Origin of the sequence: Marinobacterium sp. xm-g-48, from assembly GCF_013282925.1 — a bacterium.
Lineage (GTDB): Bacteria > Pseudomonadota > Gammaproteobacteria > Pseudomonadales > Balneatricaceae > Marinobacterium_E.
The window spans coordinates 42,567-66,702 of the sequence record NZ_WBYQ01000005.1 but is presented as its reverse complement, the minus strand read 5'-3'; the positions used below and the strand labels follow the sequence as shown (position 1 = coordinate 66,702).

General features: G+C 46.3%; 22 protein-coding genes. 9 read left to right on the top strand and 13 right to left on the bottom strand.

The genetic code is table 11. From position 1 onward, the window contains the following. Positions 1–9: 9 nt before the first annotated feature. Positions 10–1,638, bottom strand: a complete 1,629-nt coding sequence (locus XMG48_RS08890; RefSeq protein ID WP_217362097.1) for an acyl-CoA synthetase — start codon at positions 1,636–1,638, stop codon at positions 10–12. A gap of 107 nt (positions 1,639–1,745) precedes the next feature. Further along, positions 1,746–2,585 (bottom strand): 3-hydroxyacyl-CoA dehydrogenase family protein, encoded by an 840-nt coding sequence (locus XMG48_RS08885; RefSeq protein ID WP_173481714.1) that lies wholly within the window; start codon positions 2,583–2,585, stop codon positions 1,746–1,748. Positions 2,586–2,751: 166 nt separating this feature from the next. Between XMG48_RS08885 and XMG48_RS08880 the strand changes: the two genes are divergently transcribed. After that, on the top strand, positions 2,752–3,771 hold the full coding sequence (locus XMG48_RS08880; protein ID WP_173481713.1) for an AraC family transcriptional regulator: 1,020 nt from the start codon (positions 2,752–2,754) through the stop codon (positions 3,769–3,771). 8 nt (positions 3,772–3,779) lie between these two features. Here XMG48_RS08880 and XMG48_RS08875 read toward each other — a convergent pair whose 3' ends face one another. From XMG48_RS08875 to XMG48_RS08825, 11 genes are all read right to left on the bottom strand, one after another. Further along, on the bottom strand, positions 3,780–4,535 hold the full coding sequence (locus XMG48_RS08875) for an enoyl-CoA hydratase (RefSeq protein WP_371731463.1): 756 nt from the start codon (positions 4,533–4,535) through the stop codon (positions 3,780–3,782). Positions 4,536–4,545: 10 nt separating this feature from the next. After that, positions 4,546–5,331 (bottom strand): alpha/beta fold hydrolase, encoded by a 786-nt coding sequence (locus XMG48_RS08870; RefSeq protein WP_217363843.1) that lies wholly within the window; start codon positions 5,329–5,331, stop codon positions 4,546–4,548. A gap of 4 nt (positions 5,332–5,335) precedes the next feature. Continuing rightward, entirely contained in the window at positions 5,336–7,285 is a 1,950-nt protein-coding gene (locus XMG48_RS08865; RefSeq protein WP_173481711.1) for an acetoacetate--CoA ligase, read from the bottom strand. A 19-nt stretch (positions 7,286–7,304) separates the two neighbouring features. Then, on the bottom strand, positions 7,305–7,757 hold the full coding sequence (locus tag XMG48_RS08860) for a MaoC family dehydratase (protein ID WP_173481710.1): 453 nt from the start codon (positions 7,755–7,757) through the stop codon (positions 7,305–7,307). A 23-nt stretch (positions 7,758–7,780) separates the two neighbouring features. Then, complete coding sequence (locus tag XMG48_RS08855; RefSeq protein WP_173481709.1) at positions 7,781–8,542, bottom strand: SDR family oxidoreductase; 762 nt, start codon at positions 8,540–8,542, stop codon at positions 7,781–7,783. A 17-nt stretch (positions 8,543–8,559) separates the two neighbouring features. Beyond that, positions 8,560–9,741, bottom strand: coding sequence for an acetyl-CoA C-acyltransferase (locus XMG48_RS08850; RefSeq protein ID WP_173481708.1), 1,182 nt, complete (start codon positions 9,739–9,741; stop codon positions 8,560–8,562). Positions 9,742–9,818: 77 nt separating this feature from the next. Beyond that, positions 9,819–10,748, bottom strand: a complete 930-nt coding sequence (locus XMG48_RS08845) for a branched-chain amino acid ABC transporter permease (protein ID WP_173481707.1) — start codon at positions 10,746–10,748, stop codon at positions 9,819–9,821. 8 nt (positions 10,749–10,756) lie between these two features. Then, on the bottom strand, positions 10,757–11,644 hold the full coding sequence (locus tag XMG48_RS08840) for a branched-chain amino acid ABC transporter permease (RefSeq protein ID WP_173481706.1): 888 nt from the start codon (positions 11,642–11,644) through the stop codon (positions 10,757–10,759). Positions 11,645–11,706: 62 nt separating this feature from the next. Then, positions 11,707–12,918 (bottom strand): ABC transporter substrate-binding protein, encoded by a 1,212-nt coding sequence (locus XMG48_RS08835; RefSeq protein ID WP_173481705.1) that lies wholly within the window; start codon positions 12,916–12,918, stop codon positions 11,707–11,709. Positions 12,919–13,010: 92 nt separating this feature from the next. Further along, complete coding sequence (locus XMG48_RS08830; RefSeq protein WP_173481704.1) at positions 13,011–13,721, bottom strand: ABC transporter ATP-binding protein; 711 nt, start codon at positions 13,719–13,721, stop codon at positions 13,011–13,013. Further along, on the bottom strand, positions 13,718–14,485 hold the full coding sequence (locus tag XMG48_RS08825) for an ABC transporter ATP-binding protein (RefSeq protein ID WP_173481703.1): 768 nt from the start codon (positions 14,483–14,485) through the stop codon (positions 13,718–13,720). The genes XMG48_RS08830 and XMG48_RS08825 overlap by 4 nt, the downstream gene beginning before the upstream one ends. 300 nt (positions 14,486–14,785) lie before the next feature. Between XMG48_RS08825 and XMG48_RS08820 the strand changes: the two genes are divergently transcribed. The 8 genes from XMG48_RS08820 (at position 14,786) to XMG48_RS08785 (ending at position 24,106) form a co-directional block, all read left to right on the top strand. Continuing rightward, positions 14,786–15,202, top strand: a complete 417-nt coding sequence (locus XMG48_RS08820) for a MerR family DNA-binding transcriptional regulator (RefSeq protein WP_173481702.1) — start codon at positions 14,786–14,788, stop codon at positions 15,200–15,202. 21 nt (positions 15,203–15,223) lie between these two features. Then, a complete protein-coding gene (locus XMG48_RS08815) occupies positions 15,224–16,390 on the top strand; it encodes an isovaleryl-CoA dehydrogenase (RefSeq protein WP_173481701.1) in 1,167 nt (388 codons plus the stop codon). 71 nt (positions 16,391–16,461) lie between these two features. Next, positions 16,462–18,069, top strand: a complete 1,608-nt coding sequence (locus tag XMG48_RS08810; RefSeq protein ID WP_173481700.1) for a carboxyl transferase domain-containing protein — start codon at positions 16,462–16,464, stop codon at positions 18,067–18,069. A gap of 9 nt (positions 18,070–18,078) precedes the next feature. Continuing rightward, positions 18,079–18,873 (top strand): enoyl-CoA hydratase/isomerase family protein, encoded by a 795-nt coding sequence (locus XMG48_RS08805; RefSeq protein ID WP_173481699.1) that lies wholly within the window; start codon positions 18,079–18,081, stop codon positions 18,871–18,873. 6 nt (positions 18,874–18,879) lie between these two features. Continuing rightward, positions 18,880–20,874, top strand: coding sequence for an acetyl/propionyl/methylcrotonyl-CoA carboxylase subunit alpha (locus XMG48_RS08800; RefSeq protein ID WP_173481698.1), 1,995 nt, complete (start codon positions 18,880–18,882; stop codon positions 20,872–20,874). Beyond that, complete coding sequence (locus XMG48_RS08795) at positions 20,874–21,797, top strand: hydroxymethylglutaryl-CoA lyase (protein ID WP_173481697.1); 924 nt, start codon at positions 20,874–20,876, stop codon at positions 21,795–21,797. The genes XMG48_RS08800 and XMG48_RS08795 overlap by 1 nt, the downstream gene beginning before the upstream one ends. Then, complete coding sequence (locus tag XMG48_RS08790) at positions 21,797–22,381, top strand: peroxidase-related enzyme (protein ID WP_173481696.1); 585 nt, start codon at positions 21,797–21,799, stop codon at positions 22,379–22,381. Before XMG48_RS08795 ends, XMG48_RS08790 begins: the two co-directional genes overlap by 1 nt. A 33-nt stretch (positions 22,382–22,414) precedes the next feature. After that, positions 22,415–24,106, top strand: coding sequence for an AMP-binding protein (locus tag XMG48_RS08785; protein ID WP_173481695.1), 1,692 nt, complete (start codon positions 22,415–22,417; stop codon positions 24,104–24,106). The last annotated feature ends 30 nt before the right edge of the window (positions 24,107–24,136 follow it).

The window sequence follows — 24,136 nt, the reverse complement described above, 5'->3', positions numbered from 1 at the left end:
TAAACTGTGTTACAGCGCGTTTGCTTGATCGCGCAGTACAAACTTCTGAATCTTACCAGTCGACGTTTTTGGTAGCGGACCGAAAACAACATTCTTAGGTACTTTGAAACGTGCTAGGTGCTCACGACAGAACTCGATCACATCCGCTTCACTTACCTCTGGCGCACCCTCTTTTAGAGTGACGAATGCACACGGTGTTTCGCCCCACTTCTCATCATTCTTCGCTACAACTGCAGCCTCTTGAATGTGAGGGTGAGAATAAAGAACACCTTCAACTTCGATACTAGAGATGTTCTCACCACCCGAGATGATGACATCTTTCGAACGGTCTTTAATCTGCACGTAGCCATCTGCATGCCATACCGCCAAATCACCCGATGCGAACCAGCCGCCTTTGAATGACTTCTCAGTAGTTGATGGGTTCTTCAGATAGCCCTTCATGACAAGGTTACCTCGCATGAAGATCTCACCCATGGTCTCACCATCTTTAGGCACAAGTTCCATGGTCTCTGGATCCATAACCACCATGCCTTCCATCATTGGCGAACGCACACCTTGGCGAGCTTTAAGCACAGATTTTTCTGCAGGTGATTTTTCATTCCACTCATCTTTCCATGCACAAACAGCACATGGACCATAGGTCTCAGTTAGACCGTAGACATGAGTTACCTCAAAACCAATTGCTTCCATACCAGCGATAACTGGAGCTGGAGGAGCAGCACCCGCGGTCATTACTTTAACTTTGTGGTTGATGCCCGCTTTCATCTCAGCAGGAGATGAGTTCAGCATATTAAGAACGATTGGCGCACCACAGAAGTAGCCAACCTCTTCTTCTTTGATTAGTTCAAAAATCTTATCGGCACGGACATGACGCAAGCTCACACTGACGCCCGCTTGTGCGGCAATGGTCCAAGGGAAACACCAGCCGTTACAGTGGAACATTGGTAGAGTCCAAAGGTACGATGCGTGAATTTCCATACCCCAAGATAACGCATTGCTTGCAGCATTCAGGTAAGCACCACGGTGGTGGTAAACAACCCCTTTCGGATCACCTGTAGTACCTGAAGTGTAGTTTAATGAGATCGCATTCCACTCATCAGTAACGCGCGGGAAATCGTATTCCGGATCACCACCAGCGATAAACGCTTCGTAGTCCATCTCACCGATCATCACACCGCCATCATAGCTAGCATCATCAATACCAATCACAAGCGGTTTGTTGTCTAGCATGCCTAGTGCAGCCGTAGCCAATTCACCAAACTCTTTATCGACTAGGAATACCTTTGCTTCAGCGTGCTGAAGGATAAACGCAACAGCTGCCGCATCCAGACGCGTGTTAATCGAGTTAAGAACAGCTCCAGCCATCGGCACACCGAAGTGCGATTCAAAATGCTCTGGAAGGTTAGATGCAATGATTGATACGGCCTCACCCTTTTTAACACCCGCTTTATTGAGGGCGCTCGCTAACTGCTTACAACGTGTGAGAGTCTCTAACCAAGTACGACGAACAGCGCCATTCACTGTTGCAGTTCGATCAGGGTAGATGAACGCAGAACGCTCAAGGAAGCTGATAGGTGTTAATGCTGCATAGTTTGCAGAGCATTGATCAAGGTTGGTCTCAAAGGGTGAGTTGTGCATCTGATTATCCCTCATTTATTTTTTGCGAGTTTTACCACTCGTTTATTCTGTTTATCGTCACAGCTTAAACCGCTTTGAGCAGCTTAAACAGCGTTAATTCCCTAATTTTAGTAGGTATAAAAACCTTTTCCGCTTTTCTTACCTAACTCTCCCTCAACCACTTTTTCACGCAAAAGAGGTGCAGGTAGATAACGAGCATCTTTCAGCTCAACAAACATCAAATCCAAAATACTTAAGCAGGTATCTAGACCAATCATATCAGCGAGAGCTAGCGGCCCCATTGGGAAGCCTGCCCCAAGTGTCATGATTTGATCGACCTGTTCTGGTGTTGCAGTACCCTCTTCGACAACACGAATCGCTTCATTAATGGTCGGAAGTAAAATTCGATTAAGCACAAAAGCTGGACGGTCTTTAACAACAACCGCTGTTTTACCTAATTTCTCAGCGAGCTCGAGCACAGCCGATCGAGTATTTTCTGAGGTGTGCTTAGTCACTATCACTTCAATCAGGGCCATCAAAGGCACCGGATTCATGAAGTGCACACCCAACATACGATCTGGATTTTCTACTAAAGCTGCCAATCGACCGATTGAAATTGAGGAGGTATTACTCGCCAGAATAGCTGAAGGTTTACATACACCATTGAGCGCTTGAAAAATCTTACGCTTGGTCATCTCATCTTCAGTAGCAGCCTCAACCACCAGGTCACAATTAGCTAGCGCATCCATTGATACAGATGTGGTAATGAAAGGGAGTGGATTGCATCCCGCAGCCAGCTTGTTGCGCTCTTTCAACTTAGCAACACTCGTTTCAGTTCGACCGAGCGCTAGCTCCAACTGATCTGCGGAGATATCTACCAAAACAACCTGGATGCCTGCGCACGCCAAAACCTGGGCGATACCTTGCCCCATCTGACCTGCACCAACGACACCAACCTGCTGAATCATGTAACCAACCTTAAGCTTTTTTGCATGTTTGGAATTATCTAGCAATTAAAGCAAGGACTAAATGACAAGGCGAGACTATTTATTGATATTTTCGGACATGAAATTGCGCTATATTGTGACACTAATACCTAAGTAGAAGCCAATAGATAGATTTTCGGTCAGATCAATGCAGAATTTTGATAACAACAGCATCTCCAGTCATTTTGCATTGGGAACACTTAAATCTGCAGCTCGAATGGGTGTTGATATTGGCTCACTGCTTAAAGACGCAAATCTGGACGGGCGACTTCTCGGTAACCAGAAGTTTAGGTTAACGCCCGCGCAATTTGGCTCGCTAGCTCGACTCTCATGGGAGCGGGGTGACGATGAGTTCATGGCCTGTGCCGAACGTCCAGCCCGGTACGGAACGTTTAGTCTTTTCGCGAGAGAGGCCGTGCGTGCAGAAAACCTGTTAGAGGTTTACAAGCACCTATGCCGCTTTTACCGCTTAGTGAACGAATCCCTCTCGCTTAATCTATCTATCGACGGAGAAAAAGTGACGTTAGAGATGTCGCTATCTAAACCTGAATTGGATCCAGATTACCTTCTAAGAGACTTCCTACTTCTGTTGTGGCACCGCTTTCCAAGCTGGCTCATTGGCCGCAGGATCCAACTATTTGAAGCGCAAATGACAGGCCCCAAACCACCACACGCAGATGAGTATCGGCTTATCTTCCCCTGCCCAGTCTCATATGAAGCATCCGCTAACCGACTCATCTTTGAGGTAGAGGCGTTAAAAGCGCCAATTATCCAAAATCTCGACACCCTTCGAGATCATTTGAGAAGTGCACCGCTGCAATGGTTCACGCGACAAGAGTATCTACCGGTATTCACCCGTCGCGTCAGAGATATCATGGGTCACATGGAGTTTGTCGAGATAGATATGGAAAGTGTCGCCCATCAACTCAATATGACTGTTAGAACGCTACGAAGAAAACTTGATGATGAGGGTACTGGATTTCAAGATATTAAAGACGAGCTCAGACGAGACAGTGCTCTACATCTACTAAACCAATCCTCTCTTTCAATTCAGCGGATATCGCAACAGCTTGGTTTTTCTGAAACTGCTGCATTTACCCGATCTTTTAAGAAGTGGACCGGCCAAACTCCTAGAGAATTTAGGTCTGGTAACAGGTCTGCCCCATAATAGATCCTTTAAGATTTATGCAAAAAACCATCAATACCATCGATGGCAGATTGGCACATCATATTCTCAGCCATAACATCGCCAGCAAATGCGTAGGCATCTGATAGAGCCATCTGACGTTGCGGATAGAACATTGCTTTGCCAAAGCGGATTGCATCAGGGCTCTTTTCGGTAATTTTAGCAACCTTGTCGGCCACAGCTTGATCAAGCTCTTCCTCTTCTACGACCTGACTGACTAGACCCCAGTCATACGCTGTATCAGCATTGATAAAATCACCGGTCACGAGCATATCGAAAGCTCGCTTTGGTGCGATAGATCGAGACAACGCTACCGCAGGAGTCGAACAGAAGAGCCCTAGCTTGATACCCGATACTGCGAAGCGGGCAGAACTTGCCGCAATTACCAAGTCACAGCTAGCAGCCAACTGACATCCTGCGGCAGTCGCAATTCCATGAACCTTCGCTATTACAGGCACAGGAAGCGCCACAATGCTTTGCATTACTTTACCACAACGCCCGAAGAGGTCCTGGTAATAACTCTGCTGAGGATGAGCGCGCATCTCTTTCAGGTCATGCCCAGCACAAAAACCGCGACCGCTACCTGCTATCACCACACAGCGCACACTTTCATCCTGTGCAATATCATCGAGTTCGTGCTGCAGCGCTTCAAGCAATGCTTCAGATAGAGTATTGAAGTGATCAGGGCGATTAAGGGTTAGCTTCACCACACCACTTTTGTCTTCACGTATTAAAACTGTCATCACATCATTCCTCTTATTGTTGGTCTGTGACTAGATTAGTTTTCAGAAACTGTTCGATACTCTCAAGCACCTGCTCTGCATTTGTTCTATGCGGAACGTGAGCACAATCGGGAATTATCACCTGGTCAGAGGGGCCTGCACTCTGATCATGAATATATTGGGGAAATGCCTGCGAGCCATACTCGTCCAATTCACCATGAATAGCGAGCACTGGAGATTTTAGCTCATTAAGCGCATCGGTTAGACGCCATTCAGCGAAGTCAGGATTTAGCCACACATCGGTCCAGGCACTAAGTACCCACCGAGCATTCGCACCATGCCAACGTTCAAGCTTTTCGAGCTGACCATCCTGCGTAAAGAGTAACTTTGCTTCGCTGATAGATTTAAGCGTCTGCTTCTCCACAAAAGCCTGTGCTGCAATCGTAATTACCGCCAAACAATCAGGGTCCGAAGCACCAATTTCCACAGCCATCGCACCTCCCACTGAGTGGCCCAAAACTAGATACTCTTTAAACCCTAAAGCAGTTTTAATTTGTGGAAAGTAGTGCTTAGCTTCTTCAGCTATAAAGTCGAGGTTAGGTAATACTGCTCTGGAGTCGGAGTTTCCAAATCCGAGACGGTCATATGCGATAATAGGTCGTTGGAGTCGTTCGAGAAGCTGTTCTGGAAATTCACGCCACAAGTTAACCGAACCAAGGGAATCATGCATAAGTACCAGGGGCGCAATTTCGGGATATAGCTCTGCCCCCCAGATCTTTATGCTAACCAGCCCCTGATCGGTAGTGACCTGTTTCTCCACCCTATTACTCCTGCAACTCTGCTAAATTCTTGAATAGCTCTAGAGCGCGCGGATTCGCTAGCGCTTCCACATTATTAACCTTTTCGCCTAAGACAGTTTTGCGCACGGCCAGTTCGACTATCTTACCGCTAATTGTGCGAGGGATTTCGGAAACCTGAATAATTACAGCAGGCACATGACGCGGCGTTGTATTTTTTAGAATCTGCTGTCGAATCTTCAGTTTGAGCTCATCATCCAGTCGAAAATCTTCACGAAGCACGACAAATAGAACGACCCTCGTATCATCTCTGTACGGCTGCCCAATACAGACACTCTCGAGCACCTCTCCTAACTGCTCAACTTGACGATAGATCTCAGCTGTTCCTATACGCACACCGCCAGGATTCAATACTGCATCAGATCGCCCATGAATTATTAAACCGCCCTGCTTCGTAATTTCGCCGTAGTCACCATGAGCCCAGATATTCTCAAATCGATCAAAATAGGCAGAACGATACTTCACTTGGCCGGGGTCATCCCAAAAACCGATTGGCATTGATGGAAAGGGGTCGCAGCAAACCAGCTCTCCCTTCTGTTCAACTACTGTTTCGCCTCCATCGTCGAGTATTGCCACAGCCATACCCAAACCGCGACACTGCAACTCGCCAGCGTATACAGGCAAAATTGGACAGCCGAGTGCGAAGCAGGAAATAATGTCTGTACCTCCAGAGATAGAGGCGAGTAAAAGATCTTCTTTAATGTCACGGTATACATATTCGAAGCTCTCATTGCTAAGAGGAGAACCCGTCGATAGTATCGTTCGTAGTTGCGATAGATTATGAGACTCACGCGGCTTAAAGCCAGTCTTTTCCAGCGCTGCCAAATATTTAGCGCTCGTACCAAAGATAGTCACAGACTCCTGTTCCGCTATATCCCACAACACGCGAGGTCCAGGAGCGAAGGGAGAGCCATCGAACAACATTAGTGTGGCGCCTGTAGCAAGACCACTCACTAACCAGTTCCACATCATCCAGCCACAAGTTGTGTAGTAAAAGAGGGTATCCTCGCGCCTCAGATCAGTGTGTAACTGATGCTCCTTAAGATGCTGCAAAAGTGTCCCACCGATGCCATGCACTATGCATTTTGGCTGGCCAGTAGTGCCTGATGAATACATAATATAAAGCGGATCATCAAAGGCCATTCGCTCAAACCTGATGTCGGAAGCTGTCTTATCAACAAAGTCTTCCCAGTGCAACGCCTTGCTAATCACAGAGAGTTCAACGTACTCGTCAATGTAGGGAATCACTACCAACTGCTCTACAGACGGTAAAGCATCTACAAGCTGTGCGCTCTTTTCCCACGTTTCGATACGTTTGCCGTTATAGAGATAGGCACTAACGGTGAAAAGAACTTTAGGAGCAACCTGACCAAATCGATCGAGAACCCCCTGAAAACCAAAATCCGGAGAGCAGGATGTCCAGGTTGCACCTAGACTTGTTGCAGCCAGCATAGCAACGCAGGTCTGCGGCAGATTTGGTAAGAAACCAGCAACTACATCGCCCTTCCCAACACCAAGATTACGCAGAGCGGATGCACATTGAGCAACACTAGTATACAAATCAGAGTAGCTTAGGCTCTGTCGCCCACCCTGCTCATTGCGAAATAAAATCGCAGTGCGATTATCACGAAACTTAAGCAGATTTTCTGCAAAGTTTAGCTTTGCGCCGGGAAACCAACGCGCTCCAGGCATTTTTTGCCTATCTACCAGATAAGGCTCACGCCCTTTATCGCCTAACACATCAGCCGAGTCCCAAATGTCAGACCAAAACTGCTCAGAGTTCTCAACTGACCATTCGTGAAGTTGAGAATATTCCTGCAGAGTTAATGAGTATTTGCGATTAACGGTCTGCATAAATTGCCACACCTGAGTATGTTCAATCTGGGACTGAGTCGGTTGCCAAAGTTGTTTAGCCATAATAGGAATCTCTTTTGCGCTAAGGCTTATCTTCAGGTCGACGTTTAAGCATATTAGTCACAAGATAGCTCACGACCTTCTCTCTATGCTGATTAAAGCCCTCTATGCGGTAACGTACGATGCCGATGTTTGGTTTTGATTTTGAAGGGCTTAACTCCTCGATCTGCGCTTCACACCTCAGAGTGTCACCTGGACGCACTGGGATCAAAAAACGGAGCTCATCGATTGCTGGCCCACCCATAGAGCAGGCCCTAAAGTGATCCCGCTGAATAAATAGTCTGAAACAGAGGGCAATCGTTTGAAAGCCACTGGCAATCAAACCTCCAAAATGGCTTTCAGCTGCCGCTTGGTTATCTACATGAAAACTCTGCGGATCATACATCATCGCGAAGTCTATAATCTGAGCTTCAGTTAACGTTGCACTGCCGCCTTCGAGGCGCTCTCCTATAGTGAAATCATCGAAATAACGCATAAAATATAGCTCCGTTTCTCTTACTAGATTCTTAGCCCGCCATCCATCTCAACGATTCGACCGGTGAAGAAGTCATTTTCAATAATATATTGTAGAGTGTGAGCCATCTCTTCGGTTTCACCCAAGCGACGCAGCGGTACAGATGAAATCATCCTGTCGATCGCTTCTGGTTTCATCTGCGCAGTCATTTCTGTAGCAATAACACCTGGTGCAATTCCACCAACACGAATCTTATGTCGCGCCAACTCACCCGCCCAGCTTGCTACCATTGTTGCAACAGCCGCTTTAGTTGCCGAGTAGTTGGTCTGACCGATATTACCCGCACGTGAAACTGAGGAGATATTTACAATAACGCCACCTTCACCCTGAACCGCCATAATCGCAGCAGCCTCACGACCACACAGGAAGCTACCGACCATATTAACGTTCACAACAGACTGGAACTGATCGAGTGACATCTTGTCTTGCAACTCTCCATCCTTAACTTTTATCAACATACCATCGCGCATGAGTCCGGCGTTATTCACTAATCCATTGATCTTTCCAAACTCTGTTTTGATCTTAACAAAACAGTCTTCTACCGCTGTCTCGTTAGTAATATCGCAAAGATATCCTCGCGCTTCACCACCTAGAGACTGACACGAGGCAACCGCTTCGTTGAGGTTTTCTTCACTCAGGTCGATAAGAGCCAAACCAGCCCCCTGCCTAGCAAGACTTTCGGCCATTGCTCGGCCAAGTCCACGTCCACCACCGGTAATAACAAACACGTTATTTTTTATTTGCATATTGATTTCACCCTGTCTTAAATCATTTCAATCGCGACTGCAGTAGCCTCGCCACCACCAATGCAAAGCGAAGCTAAGCCACGCTTTTTCCCGCTCTGTTTTAGAGCATGCAGAAGAGTCACAAGGATTCTCGAGCCGCTTGAACCTATCGGGTGTCCTAGCGCACAAGCACCACCACGAACATTGACTTTAGAACCATCTAAACCTAGTTCACTAATCGCCAACATGGTCACTACCGCGAAGGCTTCATTAATCTCAAAGAGATCAATGGAATTTAGATCCCAGTTAGCACGTTCAGCTGCTTTCTTAATCGCACCGATTGGCGCAATTGTGAACTCCGCAGGTAGTTGAGCATGGGTACTGTGCGAAGCTATACGAGCCAACGGTGTGAGCCCCTTAGCCTTAGCCGTGGACTCTCGCATAAGTAATAGCGCAGATGCTCCATCAGAGATCGAGCTAGAATTGGCAGCTGTGACTGTGCCATCTTTTTTGAATGCAGGCTTAAGAGAACGGATCTTATCAATACGAGCGTTACCGGGTTGCTCGTCAAAATCGACGATCACCTCTCCCTTACGAGTTTTAACATTCACAGGAACGATCTCTTCTGAAAATTCCTTACGATCCATTGCACCAAGAGCCTTTTCGAGTGAAGCAATCGCGAAGTCGTCCATTGCCTCTCTAGTAACCTGATAATCATCAGCGCTTTTTTGAGCGTAGAGACCCATCAAGCCACCTTCGTAGGCATCTTCAAGACCATCACAAAACATATGATCAATCACCTGTGAATGCCCCATACGCATACCGGAACGCGCCTTAGGAAGTAGGTATGGCGCCTGGCTCATATTTTCCATACCTCCAGCCACCATAACATCAACCATGCCTGCCTTAAGCTGGTCATGGGCCAACATAACCGCTTTCATACCTGATCCACACATCTTATTAATAGTTGTACAGCCAGCTGCATCAGGTATACCAGCCCCGCGTGATGCCTGACGAGCAGGCGCCTGACCAAGGCCTGCTGGAAGGACACAACCCATGACAACTTCATCAACATCGGCTGGTGCTATACCTGCACGTTCGATGACCGCCCTTATCGCCGTAGCCCCAAGCTCTGGCGCCCTCACGTGTGAAAAGACACCCATCATCCCTCCCATAGGAGTTCGGGCTGCACTTACTATTACAATTGGATCTTGGTTCATGGCTTACCTATCTAAATGAAAGTTTACGTAAACGTAATCCTGAGATTAAAAAGAGAGAGGCAGTGCCTCTCAATTAGTTAACTAAAATTCTTCTTCATGAACTTCTGGAATTCACCCACGATTCCGCTACGGAATGCCAGCACACAGACAACGAAAATTAGCCCCATGATGATATGAATGTAATTACCTAACTCACCACCCGAAAGATAGTTCTGAATAGTAACTACAGAAGCTGCCCCAACAAGCGGCCCCAACAGCGTTCCCATGCCACCCAGAAGGGTCATAAGTACAACTTCTCCTGACATATGCCAGTGAGCATCAGATAACGACGCAAGCTGAAACACCAAGGTTTTTGTCGAACCAGCCAAACCAGCCAGACTCGCCGAGATAATAAATGCGACCCACTTATAGTCATTCACATTGTATCCAAGAGAAACAGCACGAGGCTCATTCTCGCGTATCGCTTTCAGTATCTGGCCAAAGGGTGAATGGATAGTACGGTTTATTAACCAGAAGCCGAACAGGAAAATTACCAGAACGGTGTAGTACATATTTAGACTATCGCTTAAGTCGATAAAGCCAAATAATTCACCGCGCGGTATACCCTGCATGCCGTTTTCGCCACCCGTAAATGGGGCTTGTAGATAGAAGAAGAAAGCCAACTGCGCGAGCGCTAAGGTCACCATTGCGAAATAGATGCCCTCTCGCTTAACTGCCAACTTACCATAAAGTGCACCAAGCAAGCCTGCGGCAATGGTGCCACAGAGTATGCCTAGCTCAGGCGACAAGCCGGTCTCCATAACCAAGTAGCCAGTTACATAGCCACCGGTACCCAAGAAGGCTGCATGTCCAAATGAGAGCAAACCTACATAACCTAGTAGCAGGTTAAAAGCCATCGCGAACAGACCGAAACACAGCACTTTCATCACAAAAACAGGGTAAAGGATATAAGGCGCAATCAGACCCAAGGCCACAAGAATAAGTGTCGATTTAGAAACTTTAAACATCTTAACTCCTACGCCTCTTTACCAAAAAGACCCGACGGTTTAAGTAACAGCACGATCACCATTACGACAAAAATAATCGTGGTTGAAGCCTCGGGATAGAAGTACTTTGTTAATCCTTCTAAAATACCCATTGCCAACCCTGTAAGAATCGCTCCACCAATAGAGCCCATTCCGCCAATAACTACTATCGCAAAAACAACGATTAATAGATCAGCCCCCATGTATGGAGATACCGAATATATAGGGGCAGCCAGTACGCCACCCAAACCTGCAAGGCCAACACCAAATCCAAAGGTCAGTGTGACAATCAATGGCACATTGATACCAAATGCCTGCATCAATTTGGGATTTTCAGTGCCTGCGCGTAGATAAGCGCCCAACTTGGTTTTTTCAATCATGTACCAAGTCAAACCACACACAAGTACCGAGACTACGATAATCCACGCACGATAGGTCGGCAGGTACATGAATGGCAGTTTGAAACCGCCTTTTAACTCGGCAGGAATCTTGTACGACAAGCCTGACGAACCAAAAATATGAGTAAATACGCCCTGAAGAATCAGCGCTATACCGAAGGTTAGTAGAAGACTGTAAAGATGGTCTTCATTAGAGATGCGGCGCAATAGAAAACGCTCCATTATTACGCCTATTAAACCGACAGCCAAAGGAACAATAAAAAGAGCTGCCCAATAATTTATTCCAAAATACTGAAGCACCATCCATGCCATGAAGGCACCCAGCATATAAAGTGCACCTTGAGCAAAGTTAATAATTTTTAGCAAACCAAAAATTATTGCCAGTCCTAAACTCAGAAGCGCATAAAATGAGCCATTAATAAGGCCGATTAGAAGCTGCCCAAAGAGGCCGAAAACATTAATATCAAAAAGTGACGCCATTACCTTTTCCTTTGAGGGAATGGCTGATGGGTCATAAAACCCATCAGCACACGTTGGTCAGATTACTTCGCTGCGAAGTTACACTGATCCATCATTGGACCAAATGCCTGGTCACCAGGGATAACATTCTGTACTTCGAAGATGTCATCGGCAGAGCTTCGCTCATCACCTTTTTTGATACGCACTTGGTACATATCATGAACCATACGACCATCGGCACGAAGGTATGCATTGCGTGCGAAGAAGTCGTTAGGCTTGTTCTTCTTCATCACAGCCATAACTGCTTCAGCCTCATCAGTACCCGCTTCTTTAACCGCGTTTAGGTAATGCATGACCATAGAGTACTGTCCTGCCTGTCCCATTGCAGGGATAGAACCATGACGCTCTTTAAAACGCTTAGACCACGCACGTGTCTGCTCATCTAGATCCCAATAGAAACCTGTAGTTGTAAGCATTCCTCCAGCAACATCTGGATCTAGCGCCTGTGCGTTAGGTGTAAACACCAATAGACCAGCTACATCAGCCGATTCAGTCAAACCAAACTCTGCAGCCGCTTGAAGTGAGTTAACGAAATCAGCGCCCGCATTTGCTAGTGCGACAACATCTGCGCCTGACGACTGAGCCTGAAGAATGAATGAAGAGAAGTCCGTTGTACCAAGTGGTGCACGAGCTGCACCTAGCACCTCACCACCATTATCAGTAACAACTTTACTAGCTACACCCTCAAGCGCATGTCCAAATGCGTAGTCAGCAGTAATGAAGAACCATTTCTTCTTACCAGACTGAACCATTGGCTTAACTGTACCGTTTGCTAGTGCAACTACGTTGTAGGTCCAATGAGCGTTGTAAGGTGAACATGCTTTAGTTGTAAAGGCATGCGATGCAGATGTAGAAATAAGAGCAAGCTTACCTTTCTCTTTTGTAACTTCTGTAACAGCACCAGTTACGGAGGATGCCACCAAACCTGAAACAGCATCAACGCCTTCAGTATCAAGCCACTTACGGGTAATTGAAGCACCAACATCGGCTTTGTTTTGGTCATCTGCACTAACTATTTCGATTGGTTTACCTAATACAGTACCCCCAAAATCTTCTACTGCCATCTGAGTAGCAGTAACACAACCAGCGCCACAGATATCAGCGTAAACACCACCCATATCTGCAAGCACACCAATTTTAACAACATCACCACTAATGCCAGCAGCGCTTGCAGCACTGATTGACATAGCCGCACCGATAGCAGTTGCTAATAGCTGAGGTTTAATTGATTTCATGGATATATCCTTCATTTTTATATTTATTAGCCTAAGGGCCGAAGTAACTTCACCGATAGTTCTTGAGGAAATTCAAAAACTGCTCAGTTCGTTTACACACCAAGAAGTGTGTTTAACAGAGGCGTTTTAGCTTCAAGCTCATGCTTAGCGACCTCTTCGACTATATGGCCATGTTCAACCACATAATGCCGATCTGCGATAGGAGCAGCAAAACGAAAGTTTTGCTCTACCAATAGTATTGTTAGTCCGCGACGTTTTAGCTCAACTAGAACCTCACCCAGCTTCTTGACAATTACTGGAGCCAACCCTTCAGTAATCTCATCAAGCAATAGAATATTGGCACCAGAACGCAAAATACGTGCAATCGCCAACATCTGCTGTTCACCACCCGATAAACGAGTGCCCTGACTAAAGCGACGCTCTAAGAGATTAGGAAAGATTTCGTAGATTTCCTCCACACTCATCCCATCACTACGAACTGTCGGTGGAAGCATAAGATTCTCTTCAACATTTAAACTCGCGAAGATGCCACGCTCTTCAGGACAAAACCCAACGCCAAGATGAGCGACACGATGAGCAGGAAGTTCAAGGGTCTCAGCACCATTAATATTGATGCTACCTGTGCGACGCCCGACCATATTCATAATTGAGCGCAACGTCGTTGAACGACCAGAACCGTTACGACCCAGCAGGGTTACAAGCTCACCCTGCATTACATGCAGATCAATACCGTGAAGGATATGAGACTCACCGTAGAAAGCATGCAAATCACGAATCCGGATTTTTTCATTACCAGTCATCATGCTTCAGCCTCCTCTTCGCTAACACCAAGATAAGCTTCTCGTACCCGGCTATCGGCAGAAACAGTTGCATAGTCACCCTCTGTAAGGATAGCGCCTCGCTGTAGCACCGAAATATTATCGGCAAGTTTTGAGACAACATGAAGATTGTGCTCGACCATCAATATCGTTCTATCCTTCGATACCTTTTTAATCAATTCAGCAACCGTCTCAACATCTTCATGACCCATACCCTGAGTTGGCTCATCCAGCAACATCAACTCAGGATCTAGCGCCAACGTAGTTGCAATCTCAAGTGCTCGCTTGCGACCGTATGGCTGATCAACCGTTAAAGAGTTCGCATGGTCCGCCAATCCAACCGAATCTAATAGCTCGATAGCTCGATCATTTAATCGATCTAAAACTTTCTCAGACTTCCAAAAATGAAAGCTATTACCCTCTTTGCGCTGCAATGCAATACGAACATTTTCCAGGACTGTCAGGTGAGGGAATACCGCAGAGATCTGAAAAGAACGAATCACGCCACGACGTGCAATTTCAGCGGAACGCATATTCGTAATGTCGTTGCCATTAAAAAGAATCTGCCCCGAGGTCGGGATCAAAAATTTGGTTAACAGATTGAAGACCGTGGTTTTACCAGCCCCGTTAGGACCAATAAGCGCATGAATACTTCCGCGCTCAATGTTCAAGTTCACATTATCTACAGCAGTGAATCCCTTGAACTCTTTAATCAGATTCTTCGTCTGCAATACGTAATCGGCACTCATGAAGCTTAGCTTTTCCCGTCTATTCGATGTTGTTTTTATTGCAGCACAGCATGAGAAAACGACTTTCAAAATGCTTTAGCTTGAGCGTAAACTTAGCAAGTAATAACCCGGAAAGCAAAGTACTACTTTAGTAATACGAGAGGGTATTTTTACTAAAAAAACTCAATATTATTATTATTTTTCAACAACTTAAGAAAAAATTCACATCATTAATAATAAATAAAGGTTTTCACTTATTAATGTTTACGTAAACGTAAAGCTGGGTTATTGTAGCTTTATATATTTTTTATAAGGCAGCCCATGACCGAGCAAACCACCTTCTCAATTAGCGATCTTGCAAAAGAGTTTGACCTAACCACCCGAAGCGTTCGCTTCTACGAAGACCAAAATCTTCTCTTCCCAACAAGAAGAGGACAGACACGAATTTACTCCAAGCAGGACCGCGTGCGTTTGAAGCTTATTCTACGAGGCAAGCGCCTAGGCTTCTCTTTAGCTGAGATAGGCGAGCTATTCTCTCTCTGGGACGAAACTAGTTCGGGCAGTGAAAAGCAACTCAAGCGACTACTAGAGGTAATCAACACCAAGCGAGCAGAACTGGCACAACAGCTTGAAGATATAGCCAACCTCCAAACCGAACTTTCCGCTGCCGAGGTTCGATGCCTCGAGGCACTTAACGAACTTCGTGAGCAATCAACAAACAAACGCAACGCTGTTTAATACAAATAATAGGAATATACGATGATTTCACAATACTCTGGACTCAACTTTGGCCTTGGCGAAACCATTGAAATGATGCGTGACCAAGTCAATGCTTTTGCTGCAAAAGAGATCGCACCTCGCGCAGCCGAAATTGATCTTAATAACGAATTCCCCAAAGACCTGTGGCGCAAGTTTGGAGACATGGGTCTGTTAGGCATTACTGTTAAGGAAGAGTATGGCGGCGTTGACATGGGCTACCTTGCACACGTAATAGCAATGGAAGAACTTAGCCGAGCTTCTGCATCTGTTGCCCTATCATACGGCGCTCACTCCAATCTTTGCGTAAATCAGATTCACCGAAACGGCACTGAAGAACAGAAACAGAAATACTTACCAAAGTTAATTAGTGGGGAACACGTAGGGGCTCTCGCAATGTCTGAGCCTAATGCTGGTTCCGATGTTGTATCAATGAAATTAACTGCGCGTGATAACGGCGATCATTACCTACTTAACGGTAATAAAATGTGGATCACAAACGGACCAGACGCTGATACATATGTTATCTACGCAAAAACAGATACATCTGCTGGAGCAAAAGGCATTACAGCATTTATCGTAGAGCGTGATTACCCTGGTTTTTCGCGTCACCAGAAGCTTGATAAATTAGGTATGCGAGGATCCAACACTTGTGAACTAGTTTTCATCGACTGCCCTGTTCCTAAAGAGAACATTTTAGGCGAGCTAAATGGTGGTGTTCGTGTACTTATGTCTGGATTAGATTATGAGCGTCTAGTTCTAGCTGGTGGGCCTCTGGGAATTATGGAAGCGGCGATGGATATCTCCATCCCATACATCCGTGACAGACAGCAGTTTGGCCAAGCCATTGGTGAATTTGAACTAGTGCAAGGAAAGGTGGCTGATATGTACACGTTGATGAACGCATGTAAGTCATACACATACACGGTAGCTCAAGCTGCGATGCGTGGTGAAACAAGCCGTAAAGACTGTGCTGGTGTTATCTTATACACAGCAGAGACGGCGACAAAGCTAGCACTCGATGCTATTCAACTCCTCGGCGGCAACGGTTACATCAATGAATTCCCTACTGGCAGACTTCTTCGCGACGCTAAGCTTTATGAGATTGGCGCCGGCACATCAGAAATCCGTCGAATGCTTATTGGCCGAGAGCTGTTCCTAAACAAGTAACAGAACCAATCAGAGGTGGAGAGTCATTCATCACCTCATCATCATTTGATACAAGTTGTGAGGAACAGTGTATGCCTATACTGCAAAGCAAGGTTAATAAACGTGCAATTGAATTTATTAACAACAACACAAGCATGACCAATGCAGTCAACGATCTTAGAGAAAAAGTAAAGCTAGTCGAACAAGGGGGTGGCGCTAAGTATCAAGAGCGCCATCTTTCACGCGGCAAGCTGCTTCCTCGAGATCGAGTAAACGTCCTTCTGGATGAAGGTTCACCTTTTCTAGAGCTTTCACAACTAGCAGCCTATGAAGTTTACGACGATAACGTACCTGCTGCAGGCGTTATTACTGGCATTGGCAGGGTTAGCGGCCAGGAATGCATGATTATCGCAAATGATGCGACGGTTAAGGGCGGCACCTACTTCCCTCTTACGGTTAAAAAGCATTTGCGTGCGCAAGAGATTGCCGAGCAAAACAATCTACCTTGCATCTACCTTGTAGACTCAGGGGGTGCGAACCTACCCCAACAAGATCAAGTATTTCCGGATCGTGACCATTTCGGTCGCATCTTCTTCAATCAGGCCAGAATGTCAGCAAAAGGGATACCGCAGATTGCGGTAGTAATGGGGCTTTGTACGGCAGGTGGAGCTTATGTTCCTGCAATGGCGGACGAATCAATCATTGTACGCAATCAAGGCACTATCTTCCTAGCAGGCCCTCCCCTCGTAAAAGCCGCTACAGGTGAAGTGGTGAGCGCTGAAGATCTTGGCGGTGCCGATGTTCACTGTAAAATTTCAGGCGTAGCAGACCACTATGCAGAAAATGACGCACACGCTTTACAGATCGCACGAACCTGTGTGGCTAACCTAAACCGCCGCAAGCAGGTTGAAGGAGATATCCGAGCACCAAAAGCACCACTTTTCGATGCGAATGAAATCTACGGAATTGTAGGAACAGATCTTAAAAAACCATTCGATGTTAGAGAAATTATCGCTCGTATCGTCGATGGTTCTGAATTCGATGAATTCAAAAAGCTATACGGCACAACACTTATTACGGGATTTGCCCACATCCACGGATATCCAGTAGGCATCTTGGCCAATAACGGCATCCTGTTTAGCGATTCAGCCCAGAAAGGGGCACATTTTATTGAGCTATGTTGCCAAAGAAAGATTCCTCTTATCTTCTTGCAAAATATAACTGGATTCATGGTTGGACAAAAAAGTGAATCGGAAGGTATTGCCAAGCATGGTGCGAAACTAGTCACAGCAGTTGCTTGTGCTGATGTTCCTAAGCTTACAGTTTTGATTGGCGGCTCATTTGGTGCTGGTAACTATGGAATGTGTGGCAGAGCCTATAGCCCTAACTTCTTGTGGATGTGGCCGAACGCTCGCATATCTGTGATGGGCGGTGAACAAGCAGCAGGCGTTCTAGCCACAGTAAAAAGAGACGGTTTAGAGCGCCAAGGACAAACCTGGTCTGCTGAGGAAGAGGCTGAGTTCAAAAAGCCTGTGTTAGACACATATGAGCGTCAGGGGCATCCATACTATGCTAGCGCTCGACTGTGGGATGATGGCGTCATAGATCCAGCACAAACTCGTGAAGTTCTAGCTATGGGGCTCTCTGCAGCGCTAAACAAACCGGTCCCGGACACTAAGTTCGGCGTATTCCGTATGTAAGAGGTGAATATGTCTGAATCTTTAGTTCTTCTCGAAAAAACCAAATCAGGCTGTGCGAATCTTGTAATCAATCGTCCTGAAGTCCACAACGCTTTTGATGACACTATCATCGAGCAGCTCATTACTGGACTTAAAGAAGCCGAAAACGATCCCGATGTTCGCGTCTTAGCACTACGATCTAATGGTAAGAACTTTTCTGCCGGGGCTGATCTTGGCTGGATGAAACGGATAGCAAATAACAGTTATGCAGAAAACCTCGTTGATGCAGGCCGACTTGCCGAGCTGATGCGTTGTCTTTACCAATTTTCTAAACCAACTATCTGCCTCGTTCAAGGTGCTGCTTATGGCGGTGCGGTTGGACTAGCCGCATGCTGCGATATCGTGATTGCTGAAGAAGGAAGTCGATTCTGCTTGAGTGAAGTGAAAATCGGACTAATTCCAGCAGTTATATCGCCATATGTCGTTCGTGCAATTGGCGAAAGACAATCACGAAGATTTTTCCTAACTGCTGAGCCATTTAATGCACTTGAAGCATATAGATTTGGATTAGTTCATGAGGTAGTGAGTGACTCAACTCAATTTGATGAGGCCCTAGAAAAGTTCACAAGCATTTTGATCGGGAACAGCCCTCAGGGAATGCATGCAGCTAAAGATCTCATCTTTGCCGTTAGCAATAAAGAAATTGATGAACCTCTAATAAATGATACAGCTCGCCGCATAGCAGAAATTCGTGTAAGCCCAGAAGGTCAGGAAGGACTAGGTGCCTTCCTTGAAAAGCGCAAGCCGAACTGGATTCAGGAGTAACCCAAGATGTTTAGTAAAATATTAATTGCAAACCGTGGCGAGATCGCATGCCGCGTTATTCAGACAGCACATCGTTTAGGCATAAAATGTGTTGCGGTTTACTCAGAAGCAGATGCGAATGCGCGACATGTAACCATGGCCGATGAAGCATTCCTATTAGGCCCTGCACCTAGTTCAGAAAGTTATTTACGCACAGATGCGATTATAGATATCTGCAAGCGCTCAGGTGCACAAGCAGTCCACCCAGGCTATGGTTTCTTATCTGAAAACACCTCTTTTGCAGAAGCTCTTGAAGCACAGGGAATAACATTCATTGGCCCTCCTTCGTCCGCTATTGCTGCGATGGGCTCCAAATCTGCCGCGAAAGCAATTATGGAAGATGCAGGTGTTCCATTAGTTCCTGGCTACCATGGTGAAGATCAATCACCTGAGTTGCTGCGCAAAGAGTCAGAGCGTTGTGGTTACCCACAGCTTCTCAAAGCCATTGCGGGTGGCGGTGGTAAAGGGATGCGCGTTGTAAATTCATTAGAAGAGTTTGATAGTGCATTGCAGTCTGCTCGCCGAGAAGCGCAAAACGCTTTTGGCAATCCCGACATGCTTATTGAACGCTATCTTACTCAACCTCGCCACGTAGAAATTCAAGTTTTCTGTGATCAATTAGGTCATTCAATTTACCTTGCTGAACGCGATTGTTCTGTGCAGCGCCGCCATCAAAAAGTAATCGAGGAAGCTCCTGCTCCAGGACTTTCAGATGAAACCAGGCGTGCGATGGGAGAGGCCGCTGTTCGAGCAGCAGAGGCTATTAATTACGTTGGCGCCGGCACAGTTGAATTTCTGTATGACGTAGATGGCTCCTTCTACTTCATGGAGATGAATACACGTCTACAAGTAGAACACCCTGTAACAGAAATGATTACAGGCCTAGACCTAGTCGAATGGCAACTTCGTATAGCTAGTGGCGAAGCACTTCCTCTTGCTCAGAACGAACTAACAATTAAAGGGCATGCACTTGAAGCGCGCATATATGCTGAAGACCCAGAGAATGACTTCCTTCCAGCTACAGGCAAACTGAACTACCTGAGAACGCCTGTAGAAAGCAATCATGTCCGAGTTGACACTGGTGTTGTTGAGGGTGACGAAGTCAGCATCTATTACGACCCTATGATTGCTAAATTGATTGTATGGGATGAGTGCAGAGAAAAAGCCGTTGATCGCATGGTACAAGCACTTGAGGATTATCGTATTTCAGGTGTTAAAACTAACACCCAATTCCTTCATGCACTTGCTGATTCAACTCCATTTAGAGAATGCGAATTAGACACAGGATTCATTGAAAAACACGAAAAACTAATTTTCAAATCACAGTCTGCAGATAAAAATCGCTTACTTGCTATTGCTACGGCTTTCTTTTGCGAATCTGAACGAAGCAACTCAATCATTCCAGGCGACCAGTTCTCCCCTTTCAGCTCAACTAGTAGCTGGCGTTTGAACTCTTCATATTCTCGGCCAGTTACGTTAGTGATTGATGATGAGCACTATGATCTTAATGTATTAGAGATAGGAAATTGCTATCACCTCAGTCTCGGTGATATCCACTATGAAGTGAAAGCTTGCCTATCGGAGGATCTCCTTTCTCTGGTGATTGATGGCCATAAACTCTCTGTTCATGGGAATTTAGATGGAGACAAGCTGGCACTATTTTACCAAGGCGAACAATTTGAATGTATTCGCCATCGTCAGACATTTACTGATACAAATGAGAACAACGAAGGTTCACTCTCAGCTCCAATGAACGGAGCGGTGGTCGCCGTTCTAGTCGAAGAAGGTCAAGAGGTGACTGCGGGACAGGCGCTTGTGATTATGGAAGCTATGAAAATGGAGCATAAAATTTCCGCACCGTACGACGGGAAGGTAAGCTCAATTTTTTATGCTGATGGTGACATGGTTAGCGAAGGCGCAGACCTTATTGCGATAGAGCCACTCGCGGAGGTTGAAGCTTAATGAATTTACCCAATTCAGTAAGAATCGTTGAGGTAGGCCCCCGTGATGGTCTTCAAAATGAAAAAGGTGAATTCATTAGCACCGAGGTTAAGGTTGAACTGATCAATTCCCTGGCGGATGCTGGGCTCACTCATATTGAAGCTGCAAGCTTCGTTTCACCGAAATGGGTGCCTCAGATGGCAGATGCTACTGAAGTCATGAGTGGTATTGAACGCAAGAAGGGTGTGACCTATTCAGCATTAACTCCTAACTTGATTGGCCTTGAAGGCGCAATTAGCGGTCGCGCTAATGAAATTGCCGTATTCAGTGCAGCTTCTGAGGCGTTTACTGAAAAAAACATCAACTGTTCAATAAGTGAAAGTTTAGAGCGTTTTAAGCCCGTCATGTCCGCCGCCGAAAAGGCTGGTATTCCTGTTCGCGGATATGTCTCGACAGTAATTGGCTGCCCCTACGCTGGAGATATCGATCCAGAGGCTGTGGCGAAAGTTGCGGAAGCTATGTACAAAATGGGCTGCTATGAGATATCGCTAGGTGATACGGTAGGGGTCGGAACTCCATTAAAAGTGAAGCGCATGCTGGCCGCAGTGAGTGCTCTCGTCCCTAAAGAGCGTTTGGCTGTTCATTTTCACGATACCTACGGGCAAGCGTTGGCGAATATTTACGCAGCTCTTGAAGAGGGAATTGCAGTCATCGATAGTTCTGTTGCAGGCCTTGGAGGATGCCCATACGCTAAGGGTGCCTCTGGGAATGTGGCAACTGAAGATGTGGTCTACTTGCTGGAAGGTTTAGGCATTTCATCAGGTATTAATCTGGATGCTTTAGTGAAAACTAGCCACTGGATCACCAAAAAACTGGATAAGAAAAATAACTCAAAGGTCGCATTGGCAATGGGAGCTGATCGATTACAGTTGGAGGAACAATAATGAGCGCACAACCAAAACATATAACCGCTCTCGAACTTGGCATCCCAGCACGAGAAGAACTGCCAGATAATTTTCAAAAATACTTTAATGTTTGTGATGAAAAGCTTGGCATGGTTCCAAATGTACTAAAAGCCTACAGTCATCGACCGGATCAACTGGACGTCTTTTCTCGCATTTACAACGAGCTAATGTTCGGTGAAAGCGGCGTAACCAAATTAGAGAAAGAGATGATTGCTGTTGCTGTTTCAGCATCGAATAGCTGCTACTACTGTCAAGTAGCTCACGGAGCCGCCGTGCGGGGATACTCTGGTGATCCAACCTTAGGTGAATTAATGGTGATGAACTATCGTGCAGCTGAGCTTTCCGAGCGTCAGCGCGCAATGCTCGACTTCGCAGTAAAGTTAACAGAGTCTCCAGAGGCTATGATCGAAGCTGATCGCCAAGCGCTCCGAGATGTTGGCTTCAGCGATCGCGACATTTGGGATATAGCCAATGTCGCTGGTTTCTACAATATGACCAACCGCGTAGCAAGTGCTGTCGATATGCAACCAAACCTTGAATACCACACACAGAATCGGTCTTAACCTTAAATCACTACAACTCTAAGGAGCTAAGGAATGAAAACAATAAACCTAAGCTACACGAATGGCGTTTCAACTACACCTTTACTCGGCACTACAATCGGTGACAAGTTTGATGAAATTGCTCATCGCTTTGCTGATAATGACGCATTAATTGTGCGTCATCAAAACATCCGCTGGACCTATGCTGAGCTGGCTGAAAGAGTGGAACAGGCGGCTAAAGCCTTCATCGCGATCGGTGTCGAACCTGGTGATCGTGTTGGCATGTGGTCACCGAACTGCGCTGAATGGACTATTACCCAATTCGCTACTGCAAAAGTCGGTGCGATTCTAGTAAATATCAACCCTGCTTACCGCTTACATGAACTTGAGTATGCACTCAACCAATCAGAGGCCAAGTATTTAGTAACCGCAGATTCTTTTAAGAGCTCCGACTACCGCGGCATGCTCTATGAATTAGCACCTGAATTACAACACGCTGCTGTTGGAGCACTCGAATCGACCAAGTTGAACCACCTAAAAGGAGTGATCAATCTCGATTCAGACAAACATTCCGGCATGTGGCGCTGGAACGACTTTGTAGAGCTAGGACAGGGTGTCTCAAGTGAGCACCTTGAATCTGTTCAGTCGGCACTACAGGCTGATGATGCAATTAATATTCAATATACATCTGGTACCACCGGCTTCCCGAAAGGTGCCACCCTGTCGCATCATAATATTCTTAACAACGGTTTCTTCGTGGCAGAGTCGATGAACCTGACCGATCAAGATCGCATGGTTATTCCAGTCCCTCTATACCACTGCTTCGGTATGGTGATGGGTAACCTCGGATGTGTGACTCATGGCGCGACAATGATTTACCCATCCGATGCGTTCGAGCCCCAGTCAGTGCTCGAAACCGTTGAGGCTGAACGAGCTACCGCACTTTACGGTGTTCCTACAATGTTCATTGCTGAACTTGAGCACCCGGAATTTGATAAGTACGACGTATCAACTCTTCGTACTGGCATCATGGCCGGCTCTATCTGCCCCGCCGAAGTGATGAAAGCTGTCAACTCAAAACTACACATGAAAGAGGTACAGATCGCCTACGGTATGACTGAGACTAGCCCAGTATCTACCCAGACTGCTGCCAGTGATCCATTCGAAAAACAGGTCACCACTGTTGGTCGCACTCAACCGCACCTGGAGACGAAACTGGTGGACCCAGCCACGGGCCATACGGTCCCACGAGGCGAGATTGGTGAGCTTTGTACTCGCGGATACAGCGTAATGCTTGGGTACTGGAACAACTTAGAAGCGACTAGCAATGCGATTGATGAGGCACGCTGGATGCATACAGGTGACCTCGCCATTATGGACGATGAAGGCTATATCCAAATCGTGGGCCGCATCAAAGATATGGTGATTCGTGGAGGTGAAAATATCTACCCGAAAGAGATTGAGGAGTTCCTATACACCCATCCACACATCTCTGACGTACAGGTGATCGGGGTTCCTGACAAACGCTTCGGTGAAGAGTTAGTCGCATGGATTAAGCTGGTTGCAAATGCACCTGAGGTAAGCGCAGATGATTTGAAGGAGTTCTGTAAAGGACAGATCACACACTTCAAGATTCCTAAGCACTTCAAATTTACTGATAGCTTCCCAATGACCGTGACCGGCAAGATCCAGAAATTCAAGATGCGTGAAATATCTATTAGTGAGTTAGAGATCGAGAGCGAGTAATAGTCAACAAGGGGAGCTAAATACTCCCCT